Source organism: Massilia agilis (assembly GCF_024756255.1).
Classification (GTDB): domain Bacteria; phylum Pseudomonadota; class Gammaproteobacteria; order Burkholderiales; family Burkholderiaceae_D; genus Telluria; species Telluria agilis.
The window spans coordinates 902290-920170 of the sequence record NZ_JANUHB010000001.1 but is presented as its reverse complement, the minus strand read 5'-3'; the positions used below and the strand labels follow the sequence as shown (position 1 = coordinate 920170).

The following is a 17881-nucleotide window of genomic DNA, read 5'->3' as shown; positions in this document are numbered from 1 at the left end:
CGCCCCCAACTGTAACACTTTGCTTGACGGCAGGGCAATATCGGTGATCCGGGGGATGTATGGTAAAATCAAAGGTTGATTGAGTTCTCAACATCTCGATTTAAACCATTCTTTTTATTGGAGTTTTTACATGGCAATTGAACGCACCCTGTCGATCATCAAACCAGACGCTGTTGCAAAAAACGTGATCGGCCAAATCTACAGCCGCTTCGAAGGCGCTGGCCTGAAGATCGTCGCTGCCCGCATGGCGCAGCTGTCGCGCGCTGAAGCCGAAGGCTTCTACGCCGTCCACAAGGAGCGTCCGTTCTTCAAGGACCTGGTTGACTTCATGGTCTCGGGCCCGGTCATGATCCAAGTGCTGGAAGGCGAAAACGCCATCGCCAAGAACCGCGAACTGATGGGCGCCACCGACCCGAAGAAGGCCGACAAGGGCACCATCCGCGCCGACTTCGCCGACTCGATCGACGCGAACGCCGTGCACGGTTCGGACGCGGCTGAAACCGCTGCCGTGGAAATCGCCTACTACTTCCCGGCCCTGAACGTCTACTCGCGCTAATCACAGCGCCGTAGCTGTAACAAGCCGTAAAACCGCCCGCAGCCGCGGGCGGCTTTTGTAATACTTTAGGAAACAAATGACGACTCTCACCAACCTGCTGGACTTCGATCCCGCGCAACTCGCCGCATACTGCGCCGACTTGGGTGAGAAGCCGTTTCGCGCCAAGCAATTGCAACGCTGGATACACCAGTACGGCGCTGCCGATTTCGACAGCATGACCGACCTGGCCAAGTCGCTGCGCGAGAAGCTCAAGACGCGCGCGGAGATTCGCGCGCCCGGCATCATCAGCGACCACACCTCGTCCGACGGCACCCGCAAGTGGCTGGTGGACGTGGGCAACGGCAACGCCGTCGAAACCGTGTTCATCCCGGAGGAAACCCGCGGCACGCTGTGCATCTCCACCCAGGCTGGCTGCGCCGTCAACTGCCGCTTCTGCTCGACCGGCAAGCAAGGTTTCAGCCGCAACCTGACGGTGGCCGAAATCATCGGCCAGCTGTGGATGGCCGAGTTCGAGCTGCGCAAGACCAAGGGCATCGAGCCCGGCCCCAAGGGCGAGCGCCAGATCACCAACGTGGTGATGATGGGCATGGGCGAGCCGCTCCTGAACTACGTACCAACCGTCACCGCGCTCAAGCTCATGCTCGACGATAACGCGTACGGCCTGTCGCGCCGCCGCGTGACGCTGTCGACCTCGGGCGTGATTCCGATGATCAACAAGCTGTCGCAGGATTGCCCGGTGGCGCTGGCGGTGTCGCTGCACGCGCCGAACGATCCGCTGCGCGACATGCTGGTGCCCCTGAACAAGAAGTACCCGCTGCGCGATCTGATGGTGGCCTGCAAGCGCTATCTCCAATTCGCCCCGCGCGACTTCATCACCTTTGAATACTGCATGCTCGACGGCGTGAACGACACCGACGAGCACGCGCGCGAGCTGCTGGCGCTGGTGAACGACCCCGAAGTGGGCGTCAACTGCAAGCTGAACCTGATTCCGTTCAATCCGTTCCCGGAATCGGGCCTGGTACGCTCGAAGAACCCGCGCATCAAGGCCTTCGCCCAGATACTGATGGATGCGGGCGTGGTGACCACCATCCGCAAGACCCGCGGCGACGACATCGACGCCGCCTGCGGCCAGCTGGCCGGCGAGGTGCAGGACCGCACCCGGGTGCAGGAGCGCATGGAAAAGATGGCCGAATACAAGAGCAAGTTCGGCGCCGACTTCGGCCGCATCGTGGAGATCCGTTCTTGAGCGCCGCGCTCCTCAAGCGCGCCGCCGCCATCGTCGCGCTCGGCCTGCTGGCCGCGTGCGCGGGCGGCCCGAGCGCCGAGAAAGGCGAGCTCAAGACCGCGTCGGACCAGACCGCGGCCGAAAAGCGCGCCGGCATCCGCCTGCAGCTGGCGGTCGGCTACTACCAGGACGGCAAGTTCGAGATCGCGCTCGACGAGGTCAAGCAGGCCATCGCGATCTACCCGCAGTCGGCCGACGCCTACGGCATGCGCGGCCTGATCTACAGCTCCATGGGCGAGAACGGCCTGGCCGAGGAAAATTTCCAGCGCGCGCTCAAGCTGGCGCCGCACAGCCCGGACATCGCCAACAACTACGGCTCGTTCCTGTGCAATGCCGCCGGCAAGCCGGCGCAGGCGATCCCGTATTTCGAGGCGGCGCTGAAGAACCCGCATTACCAGTCGCCGCTGTCGGCCCTGGTCAACGCCGGCACCTGCAGCCTGAAGAACAAAGACCGCGATGCGGCCGAACGCTATCTGCTGGACGCGCTGCGTATCGCACCGGACCTGCCGGTCGTGAACACAGGGCTCGCACGGGTCTATTATGAAAAGCGCGACTACGTGCGCGCCGGTTTTTTCGTTAACCGCCTGACGGAGACGGCGAAACTCGATACGCTGTCGGCAGACGCGCTGTGGCTCGCGCTGCGTGTCGAGCGCAAGTTGGGCGACCGCAACCTGGAGGCGAGCCTGGCCGGGCAACTGCGCCGTCGCTTCCCCGGTTCGCCCGAGTTCGCTGCCTTCCAGCGCGGGGCATTTGATGAGTGAGACGACAATGAGTGAGCGGGCAGATCAGCCGGCAACGCCCGAAATCCCGAACGGCGTGCCAGGCAAGGCATTGGCGGCCCAGCGCGAAGCGATGGGCTGGACCGTGGAACAGGTGGCCGACCAGCTCAAGCTGGCGCCGCGCCAGGTGGTGGCGCTGGAAGCAGGCGACTACGCCTCGCTGCCCAGCCCGGCCGTGGTGCGCGGCTTCGTGCGCGCGTACGCCAAGATCCTCAGGCTCGACGCCGCGCCGCTGGTGGCGATGATCGCGATAGACACCCCGGAGACCGCCGTCAACACGGCCCCGGTGCGGCGCGAAAAGCCGGCCACGTTCTCGGAGTCGTCGCGCTTTCCGCTGCACGGCAAGCGCAGCAGCCTGCCGGTCGGCTGGATCGCGGCCGCCGTCGCCGTGATGGCTGCCGCGGCCGCCGCCTGGCACCTGGGCGTCTTCCGTTCCACCGTCGGCGAGGCGCCCTCCGGCTCGCCGGCCAGCACCACCGTCCTGCCGGCGCCGGCCAGCGTGCCCCCGGGCAGCGCGAGCGAGCCGGCGCAAAAGCCTGACGTGCCGCTGATTTCGGTGCCGGGCCAGAATCCGCCGGCCCCCAGTGGCGAGGCGCAGCCAGGCACTGCGCCGGCCGCCCCGGCCGCGGCGCCAGGCGCCACCGGCGGCCCGTCCGCTGCCGCGCAGCCTGCCGCCGCCCAGCCGGCAGCGCTGCAGCAACCGGTGCAGGCCGCCACCGAAACCGCCGTCGGCCCCAATTCGCTGGTACTGAACGTGCGCGAGGATTCCTGGATCCAGGTGCGCACGGCGGACGGCAAGAACCTGATTTCGCGCCTGGTCAAGGCAGGCAGCACGGAAAGCGTGACGGTCGAGCAGCCGGTCACCGTCACCGTCGGCAACCCGAAAGGCGTCAGCGCGTCCCTGCGCGGCAGCGCCGTCGAGCTGCCCATGCTGCCCGGTAAGACCATCGCGCGCGTCTCCCTGAAGTAACAGAGGAAAGCATGACTTCTTCGAACACGCCTATTGCCTCGGGCCCGCTGCCACGCCGCAAGAGCCGCGCCGTCGCGGTGTCGCATGGCGCGCGCACGGTCTGGGTCGGCGGCGACGCCCCGGTGCTGGTGCAGTCGATGACCAATACCGACACGGCCGATGCGATCGCCACCGCGATCCAGGTGAAGGAACTGGCGCGCGCCGGCTCCGAGGTGGTGCGCATCACAGTCAACACGCCGGAAGCGGCGGCGGCCGTGCCGGCAATCCGCGAACAGCTCGACAAGATGGGCGTGGACGTGCCGCTGGTGGGCGACTTCCACTACAACGGCCACCTGCTCCTGCGTGATTTTCCGGAGTGCGCCAAGGCGCTGTCGAAATACCGCATCAACCCCGGCAACGTGGGGCAGGGCGCCAAGCGCGACAGCCAGTTCGCCCAGATGATCGAGGCGGCCATCCAGTACGACAAGCCGGTGCGCATTGGCGTGAACTGGGGCAGCCTGGACCAGTCGCTGCTGGCGCGCATCATGGACGAAAACGCTGCCCGCGCGCAGCCGTGGAGTGCACAGGTGGTGATGTACGAGGCGCTGGTCACTTCCGCCATCGAAAACGCCCAGCGCGCCGAGCAGCTGGGCCTTGCCGGCGACAAGATCATCCTGTCGTGCAAGGTGTCCGGTGTGCAGGACCTGATCGCCGTGTACCGCGAGCTGGCCAAGCGCTGCGACTACGCGCTGCACCTGGGCCTGACCGAAGCGGGCATGGGCAGCAAGGGCATCGTCGCCTCGACCGCGGCGCTGTCGGTGCTGCTGCAGGAAGGCATCGGCGACACGATCCGCATTTCGCTGACCCCCGAGCCGGGCGGCGACCGCACCAAGGAAGTGGTGGTGGCGCAGGAAATCCTGCAGACCATGGGCCTGCGCAAGTTCGCGCCGATGGTGATCGCCTGCCCGGGTTGTGGCCGCACCACCTCGACCGTGTTCCAGGAACTGGCCGACAACATCCAGACCTTCCTGCGCGAGCAAATGCCCGAGTGGAAGAAGTCCTACCCTGGCGTGGAAGCGATGAACGTGGCCGTGATGGGCTGCATCGTCAACGGGCCGGGCGAATCGAAGCATGCCAACATCGGCATCAGCCTGCCGGGCACCGGCGAATCGCCGGCCGCGCCGGTGTTTGTCGACGGCCATAAAGTGGCGACGCTGCGCGGCGAGCGCATCGTGGAAGAGTTCCAGCAGATTGTGCTGGATTACGTGAAAAAGAATTACGGGACTCAACTCGAGTCCGCAGCCTAAAAATCGTCGTCCCGGCGAAAGCCGGGACCCATGCTGAGTTTGCCGACGCCGGATACTCAGCATGGGCCCCGATTTTCATCGGGGCGACGAGGGAAAGTACAAAATGTCCGAGAAAAAAGAGAAAATTGTAGCCATCAAAGGCATGAACGACATCCTCCCGGCCGACGCGCCGCTGTGGGAGCTGTTCGAAAACACCGCCGAGACCATCCTCAAGAGCTACGGCTACCAGAAGATCGTCACCCCGATCGTCGAGGAAACGCGCCTGTTCGCGCGCGCGATCGGCGCCGTCACCGACATCGTCGAAAAGGAAATGTACTCCTTCGAGGACTCGATGAACGGCGACCAGCTGACCCTGCGTCCGGAAGGCACCGCCGGCGTGGTGCGCGCCGTGATCGAGCACAACCTCGCTTACGACGGTCCCAAGCGCCTGTGGTACAAGGGCCCGATGTTCCGCCACGAGCGTCCGCAGCGCGGCCGCTACCGCCAGTTCTTCCAGTTCGGCGCCGAGGCCATCGGTTTCAGTGGCCCGGACATCGATGCCGAGCTCATCATGCTGTGCCGCCGCCTGTGGGATGACCTGGGCCTGGAAGGCATCCGCCTGGAGCTGAATTCGATCGGCAACGCCGAAGAGCGCAACCGCCACCGCGCCGACCTGATCGCCTACTTCGAAGCGAACATCGACCAGCTCGACGAGGAAGCCAAGCGCCGCCTGCACGCCAACCCGCTGCGCATCCTGGACACCAAGAACCCCAAGATGCAGGACCTGGTCAACCAGGCGCCCAAGCTGCTCGAATACCTGGGCGAGGAGTCGCTTGCGCACTTCGAGGGCTTGAAAAAGATCCTGGACGCCAATAATGTCCAGTACACCGTCAACCCGCGCCTGGTGCGCGGCCTGGACTATTACAACCGCACCGTGTTCGAGTGGGTCACCGACGAACTGGGCGCGCAGGGCACCGTGTGCGCGGGCGGGCGCTACGACCCGCTGATCGAGACCTTCGGCGGCAAGGCAACGCCGGGCGTGGGCTTTGCAATGGGCATCGAGCGCTTGATCGAGCTGATGAAGTCGGCCGGCGAGCCCGCCGCGCCGAGCCAGTGCGACGTGTACATGGTGCACCAGGGAAGCGAAGCCCAGATGCGCGCCTTCATCCTGGCCGAGCGCCTGCGCGACGCCGGGCTGGACGTGGTGCTGCACTGCGCCACGCCGCAGGGCGCCGGCAGCTTCAAGAGCCAGATGAAGAAAGCCGACGCTTCGGGCGCCGCGTTCGCCGTGATCCTGGGCGACGACGAGGTGGCGGGCAACGTCGCGGCCGTCAAGGCGCTGCGCGAAGGCGAGGAAGGCCAGCAGCAGACCAGTGTGCCGTTCGACAATGTGGTGGACTTCGTGGTTGACCAGATCGTCGGCCACGACCACGATCACGACCACGTGCACTACCACGCGTAAGATTTCCTCCAACCCAACCATTATTTGAACCAGACCGACATGGCATACGACCTCGAAGAACAAGAACAGATTGCCACTTTCAAGGCATTCTGGGCCTCCTATGGCAACCTGATCACCTGGGTGCTGATCGTCGCGCTCGCGGGCTACGCCGGCTACAACTTCTGGACTTCGCACCAGGGCAGGCAAGCAGCGGAAGCGTCGGCGCTGTACGACGAACTGCAGGCTTCGCTGCAGGCCAACGACAACGCCAAGGTGCAGCGCATCGCCACCGACGTCGAAGCCAAGTTCGACGGCACCACCTACGCGCAGATGGCGGCGCTGGGCGCGGCCAAGGCGGCGTTCGACGCGAACGACCTGAAGACCGCCAAGGCCCAGCTGCAGTGGGTGGTTGACCACGGCAACGACGAGTACAAGTCGATCGCCAAGCTGCGCCTGGCTGGCGTGCTGCTGGACGAGAAGGCTTACGACGACGCGCTCAAGCTGCTGGCCGGCGACTTCCTGCCGCAGTACAAGGCTGAAGTGGCGGACCGCAAGGGCGACGTGCTGGTCGCGCAGAACAAGATCGTCGAAGCGCGTGCCGCCTACCAGGCCGCGCTCGATGCCATGGACCAGAAGAACCCGGGCCGCCAGCTGGTGCAGATCAAGCTCGACGCGCTGGGTGTGCCGCAGCAGGCCCAGTCCGCTGCCCCGGCCAAACCCGCAGCCTGAAACCCGTAGGGTGGGCACATTGTGCCCACGCGGTGATACGTACCGTGTGAGCGGCCGTAACGGCTGGGCAAGCGATTCGTATCACCGCGTGGGCAGGAAACCTGCCCACCCTACGCACTTCGTGAGACAACAAGGTAAATAACAATATGCGCACTACACGTAAGCTTGTCGGCGTTGGCGTCCTGGCCCTGATCGCCGGTTGCTCGAGCCTGAACCCGTTCGCGTCCAAGCCAAAAGGCAACCAGCCGGCCGCACTGACCGAGCTGAAGGCGAGCATGGCCGCACGCACCAGCTGGAAACTGAGCGTCGGCAAATCGAACAACTACGAGCTGTCGCCTGCGCTGGCCGGCAACACCGTGGTGCTGGCCAGCGGCGATGGCAACATCGTGCGCGTGCAGGCCGACAACGGCAAGGAGCTCTGGCGCACCAAGGCCGGCATGGACCTGACCGCCGGCCCGGGCACCGACGGCAACCTGATCGCCGTGGGCGGCGCCAAGGGCATGCTGCTGGCATTCGACATGGACGGCAAGCCGCTGTGGAAGGCGCAGCTGTCGAGCGAAATCCTGTCGGCCCCGGCGGTCGCGCACGACATCGTGGTGGCGCGCTCGATCGACAACCGCATCGTCGGTTTCGACGCCAAGACCGGCGAGAAGAAATGGACCGTGCAGCGCCCGGCGCCGCCGCTGACCCTGCGCCTGGCGCCGGGCATGGCGGTGCACGACAAGGACGTGATCATCGCCCAGCCGGGCGGCAAGCTGTCCTCGCTGCTGATCGCCACCGGCGCCCCGCGCTGGGAGGTGGAAGTGGGCGTGGCGCGCGGCGCCACTGAACTGGAGCGCGTGACCGACATCGGCGGCGCCCCGGTGGTGTTCGACAACGACGTGTGCGCCGTGTCCTACCAGGGCCGCGTGGGCTGCTTCGACCTCACCACCGGCTCGGCACGCTGGACGCGCGACCTGTCCTCGCAAGTGGGCGTGGCCGTGGACCAGCTGTACGTGTTCGCCGCCGACGACAAGGGCGCGGTGTACGCGTTCAACCGCGACGGCGGCACCAGCGCCTGGAAGAACGACAAGCTGTCCTTCCGCGCACTGTCCACGCCGGTATCGTTCGGCCGCGCCGTGGCCGTGGGCGACTACCAGGGCTACGTGCACTTTTTGGCGCGCGAGGACGGCAAGCTGCTGGCCCGCGTGGCGACCGATGGCAGCGCCATCACCGCGAGCCCGATCGTGGCCGGCTCGAACCTGATTTTTCAAACGCAGAATGGCACCGTGACCGCGATCGCGGTGGAATAACATAATTACATGAAGCCGGTAATCGCATTAGTAGGCCGACCCAACGTCGGGAAATCGACCCTGTTCAACCGCCTGACCCGCTCGCGCGACGCGCTGGTGGCAGACCTTCCTGGCCTGACCCGCGACCGCCACTACGGGGAAGGGCGGGTGGGCGAGCGCCCGTTCCTGGTCATCGATACCGGTGGTTTTGAGCCTGTCGCCAAGGAAGGCATCATGCACGAGATGGCGCTGCAGACGCGCCAGGCCGTGGCCGAGGCCGACGTGGTGGTGTTCATCGTGGACGGCCGCCAGGGCCTGACCCCGCACGACAAGACCATCACCGACTTCCTGCGCAAGAGCGGCCGCAAGGTCATGCTCGTGGTGAACAAGAGCGAGGGCATGAAGTACACCTCGGTCACCGCCGAGTTCTATGAGCTGGGCCTGGGCGACCCGTACGTGATCTCGGCCGCGCACGGCGACGGCGTGGTGGACCTCGTCAACGAGGCGCTCGACCTGGCGTTCCAGCAGCGTCCGGAAGACGCCGAGGAGCTCGAACCGGCCGAGCGCGGCATCCGCATCGCCATCGTCGGCCGCCCCAACGTGGGCAAGTCCACGCTGATCAACACGCTGGTGGGCGAGCAGCGCGTGATTGCCTTCGACATGCCGGGCACCACGCGCGACTCGATCGAGGTGCCGTTCGAGCGCGACGGCAAGCATTACACCCTGATCGACACCGCCGGCATCCGCCGCCGCGGCAAGGTGTTCGAAGCGATCGAGAAGTTCTCGGTGGTCAAGACGCTGCAGTCGATCTCGGAAGCGAACGTGGTCATCCTGCTGCTGGACGCCCAACAGACCATCTCGGAACAGGACGCCCACATCGCCGGCTTCATCCTGGAGTCGGGCAGGGCGCTGGTGGTGGCCGTCAACAAGTGGGACGGCCTGCAGTCGGACCAGCGCGACCAGGTCAAGTTCGACCTGGACCGCAAGCTCGACTTCCTGTCGTTCGCCAAGCAGCATTTCATTTCGGCGCTCAAGGGCACCGGCATCAGCCAGCTGATGAAGTCGGTCGATGCCGCCTATGCCGCCGCCACCGCCAACCTGTCCACCCCGCGCCTGACCCGCGCGCTGGAACTGGCGGTGGAAAAGCAGGAGCCCAAGCGCAAGGGTGGCACCCGCCCCAAGATGCGCTACGCCCACCAGGGCGGGCAAAACCCGCCGGTCATCGTCATCCACGGCAATGCGCTCGATGGCGTCACCGAGCCGTACAAGCGCTACCTGGAGAAGCATTTCCGCGACACATTCAATTTGGTGGGCACCCCGCTCCGTATTGAATTGCGTTCTGGCAAGAATCCGTTTGCCAAAGAGAACAAATAACCCATAGCAGGACGACAAACGGCGGCAAAACAGGGTACAGTAGGCTTGTTTTCGCCTTCAAAGAACGTCGGTTTTGCCTCTTGAAAACCGGCGAGTCGCCTCAACTTTTAAACTACAACAACATCACGGAGCTTTTATGAGCAACAAAGGGCAACTGTTACAAGACCCATTCCTCAACGCCTTGCGCAAAGAGCACGTTCCCGTCTCGATCTACCTGGTCAACGGGATCAAGCTCCAGGGACACATCGAGTCCTTTGACCAGTACGTGGTCCTGCTGCGTAACACCGTCACCCAAATGGTGTACAAACACGCCATTTCGACCGTTGTCCCGGCCCGCGCCGTCAACCTGAACCTCGAGCAGGAAGCCGAGTAAGGCCGATGGCAGAAGCCCCCGGCACCTCCACCATGCGCGCTGCGCTGGTGGGCATCGATTTTGGGGCTGGCGATTTTTCCGCCAGCCTCGATGAGCTGTCGTTGCTCGCGCGTTCCGCCGGTGCCGACCCGATCACCACCATCACCGCCCGCCGCGCCGCGCCCGACCCGGCCTACTTCGTGGGCAGCGGCAAGGCCGACGAGATCGCCCAGGCTTGCCTGGCCGAGCAGGTCGACATCGTCATCTTCAACCATGCGCTCTCGCCCGCCCAGCAGCGCAACCTGGAGCGGCGCCTGAACGTGCGGGTCGTCGACCGCACCAGCCTGATCCTCGACATCTTCGCCCAGCGCGCCAAGACCAACGAGGGCAAGCTGCAGGTCGAGCTGGCCCAGTTGCAGCACCTGGCCACGCGCCTGATCCGCGGCTGGACCCACCTGGAACGCCAGAAGGGCGGTATCGGCCTGCGCGGCCCTGGCGAAACCCAGCTCGAGACCGACCGCCGCCTGATCGGCGAGCGCGTCAAGATGCTGCGCACGCGCCTGACCAAGTTGCGCAAGCAACATGAAACCCAGCGCCGCTCGCGTGGGCGCAACCAGACCTTCTCGGTCTCGCTGGTCGGCTACACCAACGCCGGCAAGTCCACCCTGTTCAACACGCTGACCAAGGCCGGCGTGTACGTCGCGAACCAGCTGTTCGCCACGCTCGACACCACCAGCCGCCGCCTGTACCTGGGCGGCGAGGTCGGCAACGTCGTGGTGTCCGACACCGTCGGCTTCGTGCGCGAGCTGCCCCACCAGCTGGTGGCGGCGTTCCGCGCCACGCTGGAGGAAACCATCCATGCCGACCTGCTGCTGCACGTCGTGGACGGCTCCTCGCCCGTGCGCAACGAGCAGATCGAGCAGGTCAACGACGTGCTGCGCGAGATTGGCGCCGACCACGTGCCGCAGATCCTGGTGTGGAACAAGATTGATGCCGCAGGGCTAGAGCCCGGGGTGGAACGTGATGAATATGATAAAATCAGCCGCGTTTTCATCAGCGCCCAGAGTGGCGCGGGCCTCGATCTGCTGCGCGAGGCGATCGTCGAGGCAGCAAGCGCCGGGCCCGGCCTGACGCCGTATCCAGAAGAACAGGAAGATCCGCGCGGCTTTGCGCAGGCCGGCGACGTCCTTCCATCCTCCACCCCTGTCGGGCCCCACTAAAAGCATATGCTTGCTTCAATACTAAAAAGAATCGGCATCAAGACATCGTTGAACGATCCGCGCTGGGGCCACAATCCCAAAGGAGAAGGCAAGGCCCAGGAAGGTCGTCGTCCCGGCGAAGGCCCGCCTGACCTCGACCAGCTGTGGCGCGACTTCAACGCCCGCCTGAACCGTTTGTTCGGCCAGCGCGGCGCCGGCGGCGGTGACGGGCAGTTCAAGCCCGACATGCGCGGCGCCGGCATCACCGCGTCCGTCATCGTCTTCATCGTGGCGCTGATCTGGTTTGCCAGCGGCGCCTTCATCGTGCAGGAAGGGCAGGTCGCCGTGGTGACCACCTTCGGCAAACTCAGCCACACCGCCAAGCCGGGCTTCAACTGGCGCTGGCCTTACCCGATCCAGGCCCACCAGATCGTCAACACCGGCCGCGTCAACACCGCAGAGATCGGCTACCGCAACAACGTGCGCAACCGCCAGCCGGCCGAATCGCTGATGCTCACCGACGACGAGAACCTGGTCGATGTGCAATTTGCCGTCCAGTACCAGGTCAAGGACCCGGTGGCCTGGCTGTTCGCCGGGCGCGACCAGGACGACACCGTGCGCCACGTGGCCGAGAGCGCCGCGCGCGAAGTGGTCGGCAAGAACAAGATGGACTTCGTGCTCTACCAGGGACGCGACCGCATCGCCGGCGACATCCACGCGATCATGCAGCGCCTGCTCGACCAGTACAAGCTGGGCGCACAGGTCACCGGCGTGACCATGCAGGCGGTCCAGCCGCCCGAGCCGGTGCAGGCCGCGTTCAACGACGCCGTCAAGGCGGCCGAGGACGCCGCGCGCGCCCGCAACGAAGGCGAGAGCTATGCCAACGACATCCTGCCGCGCGCCCGGGGCCAGGCCTTCGGCGTGATCCAGGAAGCCGAGGCCTATCGCTCGATGGTGGTCGAGAACGCGATGGGCAACGCGGCTCGTTTCGACGCCGTGGTCTCGCAGTACGCCAAGGCGCCGGCCGTCACCCGCGACCGCATGTACATCGACACCATGCAGCAGATCTTCACCAGTGCCAGCAAGGTGCTGGTGGACACCAAGAGCGCCAACACGCTCTACCTGCCGCTGGACAAGATGATGGACAAGACCGCCGCCCGTGATGCCGCCATCGGCAGCAAGTCGGGCCCGGTGCAGGTGCCGCAAGCGCAGCAGGCGCAGCCTCAGCAGGCGCAGCCGCAAGCCCAGCAGCAAGCCCAGCCGCAGCAGGCCCAGCCGCAGCCGGAAGCACCGCAGAACCTCGAATCGGTACGCCAGCGCGACGCGCGTAGCCGCGAATCGCAACGCGACCGGGAGACCCGCTGATGAACCGCCTCGTCACTGTATTTGTCGCGCTGTTCGTGGCGCTGATGCTGCTGTCCTCGACCGTGTTCGTCGTGGACCAGCGCCGCTATGCGATCGTCTTCGCGCTTGGCGAAGTGCATGAAGTCATCAGCGAGCCCGGCCTGCATTTCAAGCTGCCGCCGCCGCTGCAAAATGTCGTCTACCTCGACAAGCGCATCCTCACCCTGGACACGCCTGACGGCGAACGCTACACCACGTCCGAGAAGAAGGGCCTGCAGGTGGACGCCTTCGTCAAATGGCGTATCGCCGACCCGCGCGGCTTCTTCGTCAGCTTTGGCGGCGACGAGGGCAAGGTGCGCGACCGCGTGGCGCAGATCGTCAAGGCGGCGTTGAACGATGAAATCTCGCGCCGCACCGTGCACCAGGTGGTGTCGACCGAACGCGACAAGATGATGGACGTGGTGCGCGGCAAGGTCGAGGCCGGCGCCAAGCCGCTCGGGCTGGACGTGATCGACGTGCGCCTCAAGCGTGTCGATTTCGTGGACGAGATCAACGGCGCCGTGTTCGACCGCATGAAGGCCGAGCGCGTGCGCGTGGCCAACGAGCTGCGCTCGACCGGTTCGGCCGACTCCGAGAAAATCAAGGCCGACGCCGACCGCCAGCGCACCGTGATCCTGGCCGAAGCCTACCGCGACGCCGAGAAGATCAAGGGCGAGGGCGACGCCAAAGCCTCCGAGATCTACGCCAAGTCGTTCGGCAAGAACCCCGAGTTCTACAAGTTCTACCGTTCGCTGGAAGCCTACCGCGCCTCCTTCAAGAACCATGGCGACGTGATGGTGATCGATTCCAATTCCGAGTTCTTCAAGTACTTCAGGAACCCAGGTTCCGGAAAGTAAGAACATTCTTCGGACATCCAGTTTCCGGGATTCTTCAAAGGCGGCCAGGTGCCGCCTTTTTGTTTTCCGAAAATCTTTTTGCAGAGGAATTGGTTCTACCTGGACATTGTTCTCAGCAAGAATCCGGCGCCGCCCTTGATGCATGTTCAACTTATTGTCGAGGTCGCTACGTTCTCTGGCATTGGCTCAAAAGTTCCATTTTTGATTTCTCGATGATGGGTTGTGAAGCAAGTCTTCACGGAACAACAACCCATTGTGGAGGAGCAAATCTATGTTCTCGATTCCCTCGGCGCGCAAGCTGCCCGGCGTGGTGGCTTCCTTTCCTGCGTTCATCCCCTTGTTGCTGCTGGCCGGGTGCGGCGGCAGCGACCAGGCCAAGCAGCAGTCTTCGCCTCCACCCTTTGCCGACTCCGGCCCGCCCGACCAGGTGTGCGTCTCCGGCCAGCCGACCGGGCAGGCGCCGCCACCGTACCTGCTGGGCGCGATCAATTCGTCCGAGCCGGCCACGCCCCCGGCCCCGGCCACCCTGGCCGCTGTTTCCAGCGCAACCTCCGACCCGCTGGGCGAACCGATCGCGCTGGCCGACACCTATACCGGCCTGGTCCAGGGCACCCTGTACAACACCGCGGCCTGGCCGGTCTGGTGGGGTACAGGCAAGACCGTGGATACCGTGCAATGCCTGCTCAACGGAAACTGGCACAAGCACATGCTCATCTCCATCTACAAGGACGGCAAACGGCTGGGCTTTCCGGACGGGATAGGGCGGGTGCACGCGGGCTGCTACCACGCTTATGAGATGCACGTGCACGACGTGACCGGCATCATCCACATGGAAGCCGATGCGCCGCGCAACTACAACCTGGGCAACTGGTTCTCGCTGTGGGGCCAGCCGCTCGGGCGCGACAACACCGCCGGGCTGGCCGGTCCGGTGCGCTTCTACATCATCGAGAACGGCAAGATCACCCGGTACGATGGCGATCCGCACGACATCGCGATGGTCGCGCACCGCGAAATCCTGATCGTCAGCGGCAGCACGCTGTCGGTGGTGCCGAAGTACCAGTGGCCGCTAGGCATCTAGGCTGGACCCATGTCCGGGCCCGCGGCGACCGGGCCGGGACGTGGGAGATTGACAACTTACCCGCTGCGGGAACAATGTTTCCCTGCCTGCACTGCAGCATTTTCGGTTAGAATTGTCGATTCGGCGCAGCCATCGCGCGCCTCTCGCGCGTCTCAAGTTGTCCGAAGTCCAATAACTCCCGTAGTAGTCGCCCATGCCGAACTGGCTTTTGCCCGAGAATATTGCCGACGTCTTGCCGTCCGAAGCACGCAAGATCGAGGACCTGCGTCGCCTGATGCTCGATAACTTCCGCTTGTACGGATACGAGCTGGTGATGCCGCCCATGCTCGAATACGTCGAATCGCTGCTTGCCGGTGCCGGCCAGGATACCGACCTGCGCACCTTCAAGCTGGTGGACCAGCTGTCCGGCCGCTTGCTCGGCCTGCGCGCCGACATGACCACCCAGGTCGCCCGTATCGACGCCCACCTGCTCAACCGCAACACCGTCACCCGCCTGTGCTATGCCGGCAGCGTGCTGCACACCCGTCCGTCGGGCCTGCACGCCACGCGCGAGCCGCTGCAGATCGGCTGCGAGATGTACGGCCACGCCGGCCTGGAAGCCGATGCCGAGATCCAGGAACTGGCGCTGGCCTCGCTGGCCCTGGCCGGCTTCGACGACGTGCGGCTGGACCTGTCGCACGTAGGCGTGCTGCGCGCGATCCTGCTCGAGGACCCCGTCGCCAAGCGCGACGAGGCCCAGCTGCATAGCCTGCTGCGCGGCAAGGATGTGCCGGGCCTGGAAGAAATCACGAACAATTACAGCGCAACGACGCGCAACGCGCTGCTGGCCCTGCCGCACCTGTACGGCGACGTCGACGTGCTGGCCAAGGCGCGCGAGGTGCTGCCGGCGCTGCCGGGCATCACCAAGGCGCTGAGCGAACTGGCCGCGCTGGCCGCATCCGCCATCGGCCGCGCCCAGGTCGCGATCGACCTGGCCGACCTGCGCGGTTACCAGTACGAAAGCGGCGCCATGTTCGCGCTGTACGTGGCCGGCTTGCCGAACGCCGTGGCGCGCGGCGGCCGCTACGACCAGGTGGGCGAAGCGTTCGGCCGGGCACGTCCGGCGACCGGCTTTTCGCTCGACCTGCGCGAGTTGGCGCGGCTGCTGCCGACCGCCGAGCGCAAGCATTCGATTCGCGCGCCGTGGGGCAACGCTCCCGAGCTGCGCGAAAAAATCGCCGAGCTGCGCAAGGCCGGCGAAGTGGTGATCCAGAGCATGCCGGGTCACGACAACGTTCAGGACGAGTTCGAGTGCGACCGCGTGCTCGTCCTCGACAATGGAAACTGGATTCTCAAAAACTTAGGTTAAGTGTGATGTCAAATAAAAACGTGGCAAAGAATGTCGTGGTCATCGGCACCCAGTGGGGCGATGAGGGCAAGGGCAAGATCGTTGACTGGCTGACCGACCACGCAGCCGGCGTGGTGCGCTTCCAGGGTGGCCACAACGCGGGCCACACGCTCGTCATCAAGGGTCAGAAGACCGCGCTGCAGCTGATCCCGTCGGGTATCATGCGCGAAGGCGTGGCCTGCTACATCGGCAACGGCGTGGTCGTGTCGGTGCCGGACGTGATGCGCGAAATCGACAAGCTGCAAGCCGCCGGCATCGAAGTGAGCTCGCGCCTGATGATCTCGGAAGCCTGCCCGGCGATCCTGCCGTACCACGTGGCAATCGACGTCGCGCGCGAAGCGGCCCGTGGCGTCAACAAGATCGGCACCACCGGCAAGGGCATCGGCCCGGCCTATGAAGACAAGGTGGCGCGCCGCGCGATCCGTATCGCCGACATGCTCAACGAGTCGCGCTTCGCCGAAAAGCTGAAAGAGAACCTCGACTATCACAACTTCGTGCTGACCGGCTACCTGGGCGGCACCGCTATCGACTTCCAGAAGACCTTCGACGACGCGATGGCCCTGGTGCCGCGCTTGAAACCGATGGTCGGCGACGTTTCGTCGGCACTGTACGCGGCGCACAAGAAGGGCGGCAACCTGCTGTTCGAAGGCGCACAAGGCTCGCTGCTGGACGTGGACCATGGCACCTACCCGTACGTCACCTCGTCGAACTGCGTGGCCGGCAATGCCGCCGCCGGCGCCGGCGTCGGTCCCAACATGCTGCATTACATCCTGGGCATCACCAAGGCCTACACCACCCGCGTCGGCTCGGGCCCGTTCCCGGCCGAGCTGCCGACCGACCAGGGCATCGGCGAGCACCTGTCGCGCGTGGGCCACGAGTTCGGCACCGTCACCGGCCGTGCGCGCCGCTGCGGCTGGTTCGACGCCGCGCTGCTGCGCCGCTCGGTCCAGATCAACGGCGTGTCGGGCATGTGCCTGACCAAGCTGGACGTGCTGGACGGCCTGGAAACGCTCAAGCTGTGCACCGGCTACACCATCGACGGCCGCGCCGTGGACATCTTCCCGGTGGGCGCCGAGGAAGCGGCACGCTGCGTCCCGGTGTACGAAGAAATGCCGGGTTGGAAGGAAAGCACGGTTGGCGCCAAGTCCATGGACGAGCTGCCCGCTGCTGCACGCGCTTACATCAAGCGCATCGAGGAACTGGTCGGCGTACCCGTCGACATGGTTTCGACCGGTCCGGACCGCGAAGAGACGATCGTCCTGCGCCATCCGTTCGCGGCCCAATAACGACAACGTAGAGGGAATCCTGATATGACCACTCCGGTATCGACCGACAACGACCTTTGGGTATCCTGGGACGAGTACCACCGCCTGATCGAGCGCCTGGCGCTCAAGGTGTATGAATCGAACTGGCAGTTCGACATGGTGCTGTGCCTGGCACGCGGCGGCGTGCGCCCGGGCGACGTGTTCTCGCGCATCTTCGACGTGCCGCTGGCGATCCTGTCGACCAGCTCGTACCGCGAAGAGGCGGGCACCAAGCAGGGCGACCTGGACATCGCCAAGTACATGACGATGACCAAGGGCCCGCTGCGCGGCAAGATCCTGCTGGTCGATGACCTGGCCGATTCCGGCGTGACCCTCAAGAAAGTGCGCGAGCACCTGAAGGACAACTACACCGACGTGACCGACGTGAAGTCGGCCGTCATCTGGGTCAAGGGCTGCTCGGCCATCAAGCCGGACTATTTCCTGGAAGAGCTGCCGCACAACCCGTGGATCCACCAGCCGTTCGAGGACTACGACGGCCTGCGCCCGCACCAGCTGTCGGCGTGGCTGAAAAAGTTCGAAAAGTGATAAAAAAGATCGGGGTGCTTGCCCCGATTTTTTTCGAGCGTCACCTCTGTAAGTCAATGCGCGCCGCGTTCTCCCGCAGCGATCGAGGCGTCACGGCCAAGCGGC

Annotated in this window: 17 protein-coding genes; all 17 read left to right on the top strand. The window is 65.0% G+C overall.

Translation table 11 applies throughout. The annotated features are described in order from the left end of the window. Nucleotides 1–130 precede the first annotated feature (130 nt). The gene (ndk, locus tag NX774_RS04190; protein WP_036240108.1) at nt 131–556 is read left to right on the top strand and encodes a nucleoside-diphosphate kinase; all 426 of its coding nucleotides are present in this window, start codon (nt 131–133) and stop codon (nt 554–556) included. A 76-nt stretch (nt 557–632) separates the two neighbouring features. Further along, complete coding sequence (gene rlmN, locus NX774_RS04185; protein WP_258820897.1) at nt 633–1802, top strand: dual-specificity RNA methyltransferase RlmN; 1170 nt, start codon at nt 633–635, stop codon at nt 1800–1802. Next, entirely contained in the window at nt 1799–2602 is an 804-nt protein-coding gene (gene pilW, locus NX774_RS04180; RefSeq protein WP_258820896.1) for a type IV pilus biogenesis/stability protein PilW, read from the top strand. The genes rlmN and pilW overlap by 4 nt, the downstream gene beginning before the upstream one ends. 7 nt (nt 2603–2609) lie before the next feature. Further along, a complete protein-coding gene (locus NX774_RS04175; RefSeq protein WP_258820895.1) occupies nt 2610–3590 on the top strand; it encodes a helix-turn-helix domain-containing protein in 981 nt (326 codons plus the stop codon). A gap of 11 nt (nt 3591–3601) precedes the next feature. Beyond that, a complete protein-coding gene (ispG, locus tag NX774_RS04170) occupies nt 3602–4876 on the top strand; it encodes a flavodoxin-dependent (E)-4-hydroxy-3-methylbut-2-enyl-diphosphate synthase (RefSeq protein ID WP_258820894.1) in 1275 nt (424 codons plus the stop codon). 103 nt (nt 4877–4979) lie between these two features. Then, entirely contained in the window at nt 4980–6317 is a 1338-nt protein-coding gene (gene hisS / locus NX774_RS04165) for a histidine--tRNA ligase (protein ID WP_258820893.1), read from the top strand. A gap of 39 nt (nt 6318–6356) precedes the next feature. After that, on the top strand, nt 6357–7025 hold the full coding sequence (locus NX774_RS04160; protein WP_258820892.1) for a YfgM family protein: 669 nt from the start codon (nt 6357–6359) through the stop codon (nt 7023–7025). Nucleotides 7026–7171: 146 nt separating this feature from the next. Then, complete coding sequence (gene bamB, locus NX774_RS04155; protein WP_258820891.1) at nt 7172–8317, top strand: outer membrane protein assembly factor BamB; 1146 nt, start codon at nt 7172–7174, stop codon at nt 8315–8317. 9 nt (nt 8318–8326) lie between these two features. Continuing rightward, nucleotides 8327–9670: a ribosome biogenesis GTPase Der gene (gene der, locus NX774_RS04150; protein ID WP_258820890.1), complete on the top strand. Its 1344-nt coding sequence runs from the start codon at nt 8327–8329 to the stop codon at nt 9668–9670. A 136-nt stretch (nt 9671–9806) separates the two neighbouring features. Then, nucleotides 9807–10043 (top strand): RNA chaperone Hfq, encoded by a 237-nt coding sequence (gene hfq / locus NX774_RS04145; RefSeq protein WP_258809657.1) that lies wholly within the window; start codon nt 9807–9809, stop codon nt 10041–10043. A 32-nt stretch (nt 10044–10075) separates the two neighbouring features. Further along, nucleotides 10076–11242: a GTPase HflX gene (gene hflX, locus NX774_RS04140; protein ID WP_258821437.1), complete on the top strand. Its 1167-nt coding sequence runs from the start codon at nt 10076–10078 to the stop codon at nt 11240–11242. A gap of 6 nt (nt 11243–11248) precedes the next feature. Beyond that, the gene (hflK, locus tag NX774_RS04135) at nt 11249–12586 is read left to right on the top strand and encodes an FtsH protease activity modulator HflK (RefSeq protein ID WP_258820889.1); all 1338 of its coding nucleotides are present in this window, start codon (nt 11249–11251) and stop codon (nt 12584–12586) included. Continuing rightward, a complete protein-coding gene (gene hflC, locus NX774_RS04130; protein ID WP_258820888.1) occupies nt 12586–13461 on the top strand; it encodes a protease modulator HflC in 876 nt (291 codons plus the stop codon). The genes hflK and hflC overlap by 1 nt, the downstream gene beginning before the upstream one ends. A gap of 271 nt (nt 13462–13732) precedes the next feature. Then, the gene (locus tag NX774_RS04125) at nt 13733–14539 is read left to right on the top strand and encodes a hypothetical protein (protein WP_258820887.1); all 807 of its coding nucleotides are present in this window, start codon (nt 13733–13735) and stop codon (nt 14537–14539) included. Between the two features lie 193 nt (nt 14540–14732). Then, complete coding sequence (locus NX774_RS04120) at nt 14733–15887, top strand: ATP phosphoribosyltransferase regulatory subunit (RefSeq protein WP_258820886.1); 1155 nt, start codon at nt 14733–14735, stop codon at nt 15885–15887. Nucleotides 15888–15892: 5 nt separating this feature from the next. Then, complete coding sequence (locus NX774_RS04115) at nt 15893–17212, top strand: adenylosuccinate synthase (RefSeq protein WP_258820885.1); 1320 nt, start codon at nt 15893–15895, stop codon at nt 17210–17212. Between the two features lie 24 nt (nt 17213–17236). Beyond that, a complete protein-coding gene (locus NX774_RS04110; protein ID WP_258820884.1) occupies nt 17237–17776 on the top strand; it encodes a phosphoribosyltransferase in 540 nt (179 codons plus the stop codon). The last annotated feature ends 105 nt before the right edge of the window (nt 17777–17881 follow it).

What these genes read in the sequence shown, in the direction of transcription:
- NX774_RS04160 (WP_258820892.1), top strand. Translation starts at nt 6,357, where the DNA reads ATGGCATACGACCTCGAAGAACAAGAACAGATTGCCACTTTCAAGGCA.
- bamB (WP_258820891.1), top strand. Translation starts at nt 7,172, where the DNA reads ATGCGCACTACACGTAAGCTTGTCGGCGTTGGCGTCCTGGCCCTGATC.
- hisS (WP_258820893.1), top strand. Translation starts at nt 4,980, where the DNA reads ATGTCCGAGAAAAAAGAGAAAATTGTAGCCATCAAAGGCATGAACGAC.
- NX774_RS04125 (WP_258820887.1), top strand. Translation starts at nt 13,733, where the DNA reads ATGTTCTCGATTCCCTCGGCGCGCAAGCTGCCCGGCGTGGTGGCTTCC.
- NX774_RS04110 (WP_258820884.1), top strand. Translation starts at nt 17,237, where the DNA reads ATGACCACTCCGGTATCGACCGACAACGACCTTTGGGTATCCTGGGAC.
- NX774_RS04175 (WP_258820895.1), top strand. Translation starts at nt 2,610, where the DNA reads ATGAGTGAGCGGGCAGATCAGCCGGCAACGCCCGAAATCCCGAACGGC.
- NX774_RS04120 (WP_258820886.1), top strand. Translation starts at nt 14,733, where the DNA reads ATGCCGAACTGGCTTTTGCCCGAGAATATTGCCGACGTCTTGCCGTCC.
- rlmN (WP_258820897.1), top strand. Translation starts at nt 633, where the DNA reads ATGACGACTCTCACCAACCTGCTGGACTTCGATCCCGCGCAACTCGCC.
- hflK (WP_258820889.1), top strand. Translation starts at nt 11,249, where the DNA reads ATGCTTGCTTCAATACTAAAAAGAATCGGCATCAAGACATCGTTGAAC.
- ispG (WP_258820894.1), top strand. Translation starts at nt 3,602, where the DNA reads ATGACTTCTTCGAACACGCCTATTGCCTCGGGCCCGCTGCCACGCCGC.
- ndk (WP_036240108.1), top strand. Translation starts at nt 131, where the DNA reads ATGGCAATTGAACGCACCCTGTCGATCATCAAACCAGACGCTGTTGCA.
- der (WP_258820890.1), top strand. Translation starts at nt 8,327, where the DNA reads ATGAAGCCGGTAATCGCATTAGTAGGCCGACCCAACGTCGGGAAATCG.
- hflC (WP_258820888.1), top strand. Translation starts at nt 12,586, where the DNA reads ATGAACCGCCTCGTCACTGTATTTGTCGCGCTGTTCGTGGCGCTGATG.
- hfq (WP_258809657.1), top strand. Translation starts at nt 9,807, where the DNA reads ATGAGCAACAAAGGGCAACTGTTACAAGACCCATTCCTCAACGCCTTG.
- hflX (WP_258821437.1), top strand. Translation starts at nt 10,076, where the DNA reads ATGCGCGCTGCGCTGGTGGGCATCGATTTTGGGGCTGGCGATTTTTCC.
- NX774_RS04115 (WP_258820885.1), top strand. Translation starts at nt 15,893, where the DNA reads ATGTCAAATAAAAACGTGGCAAAGAATGTCGTGGTCATCGGCACCCAG.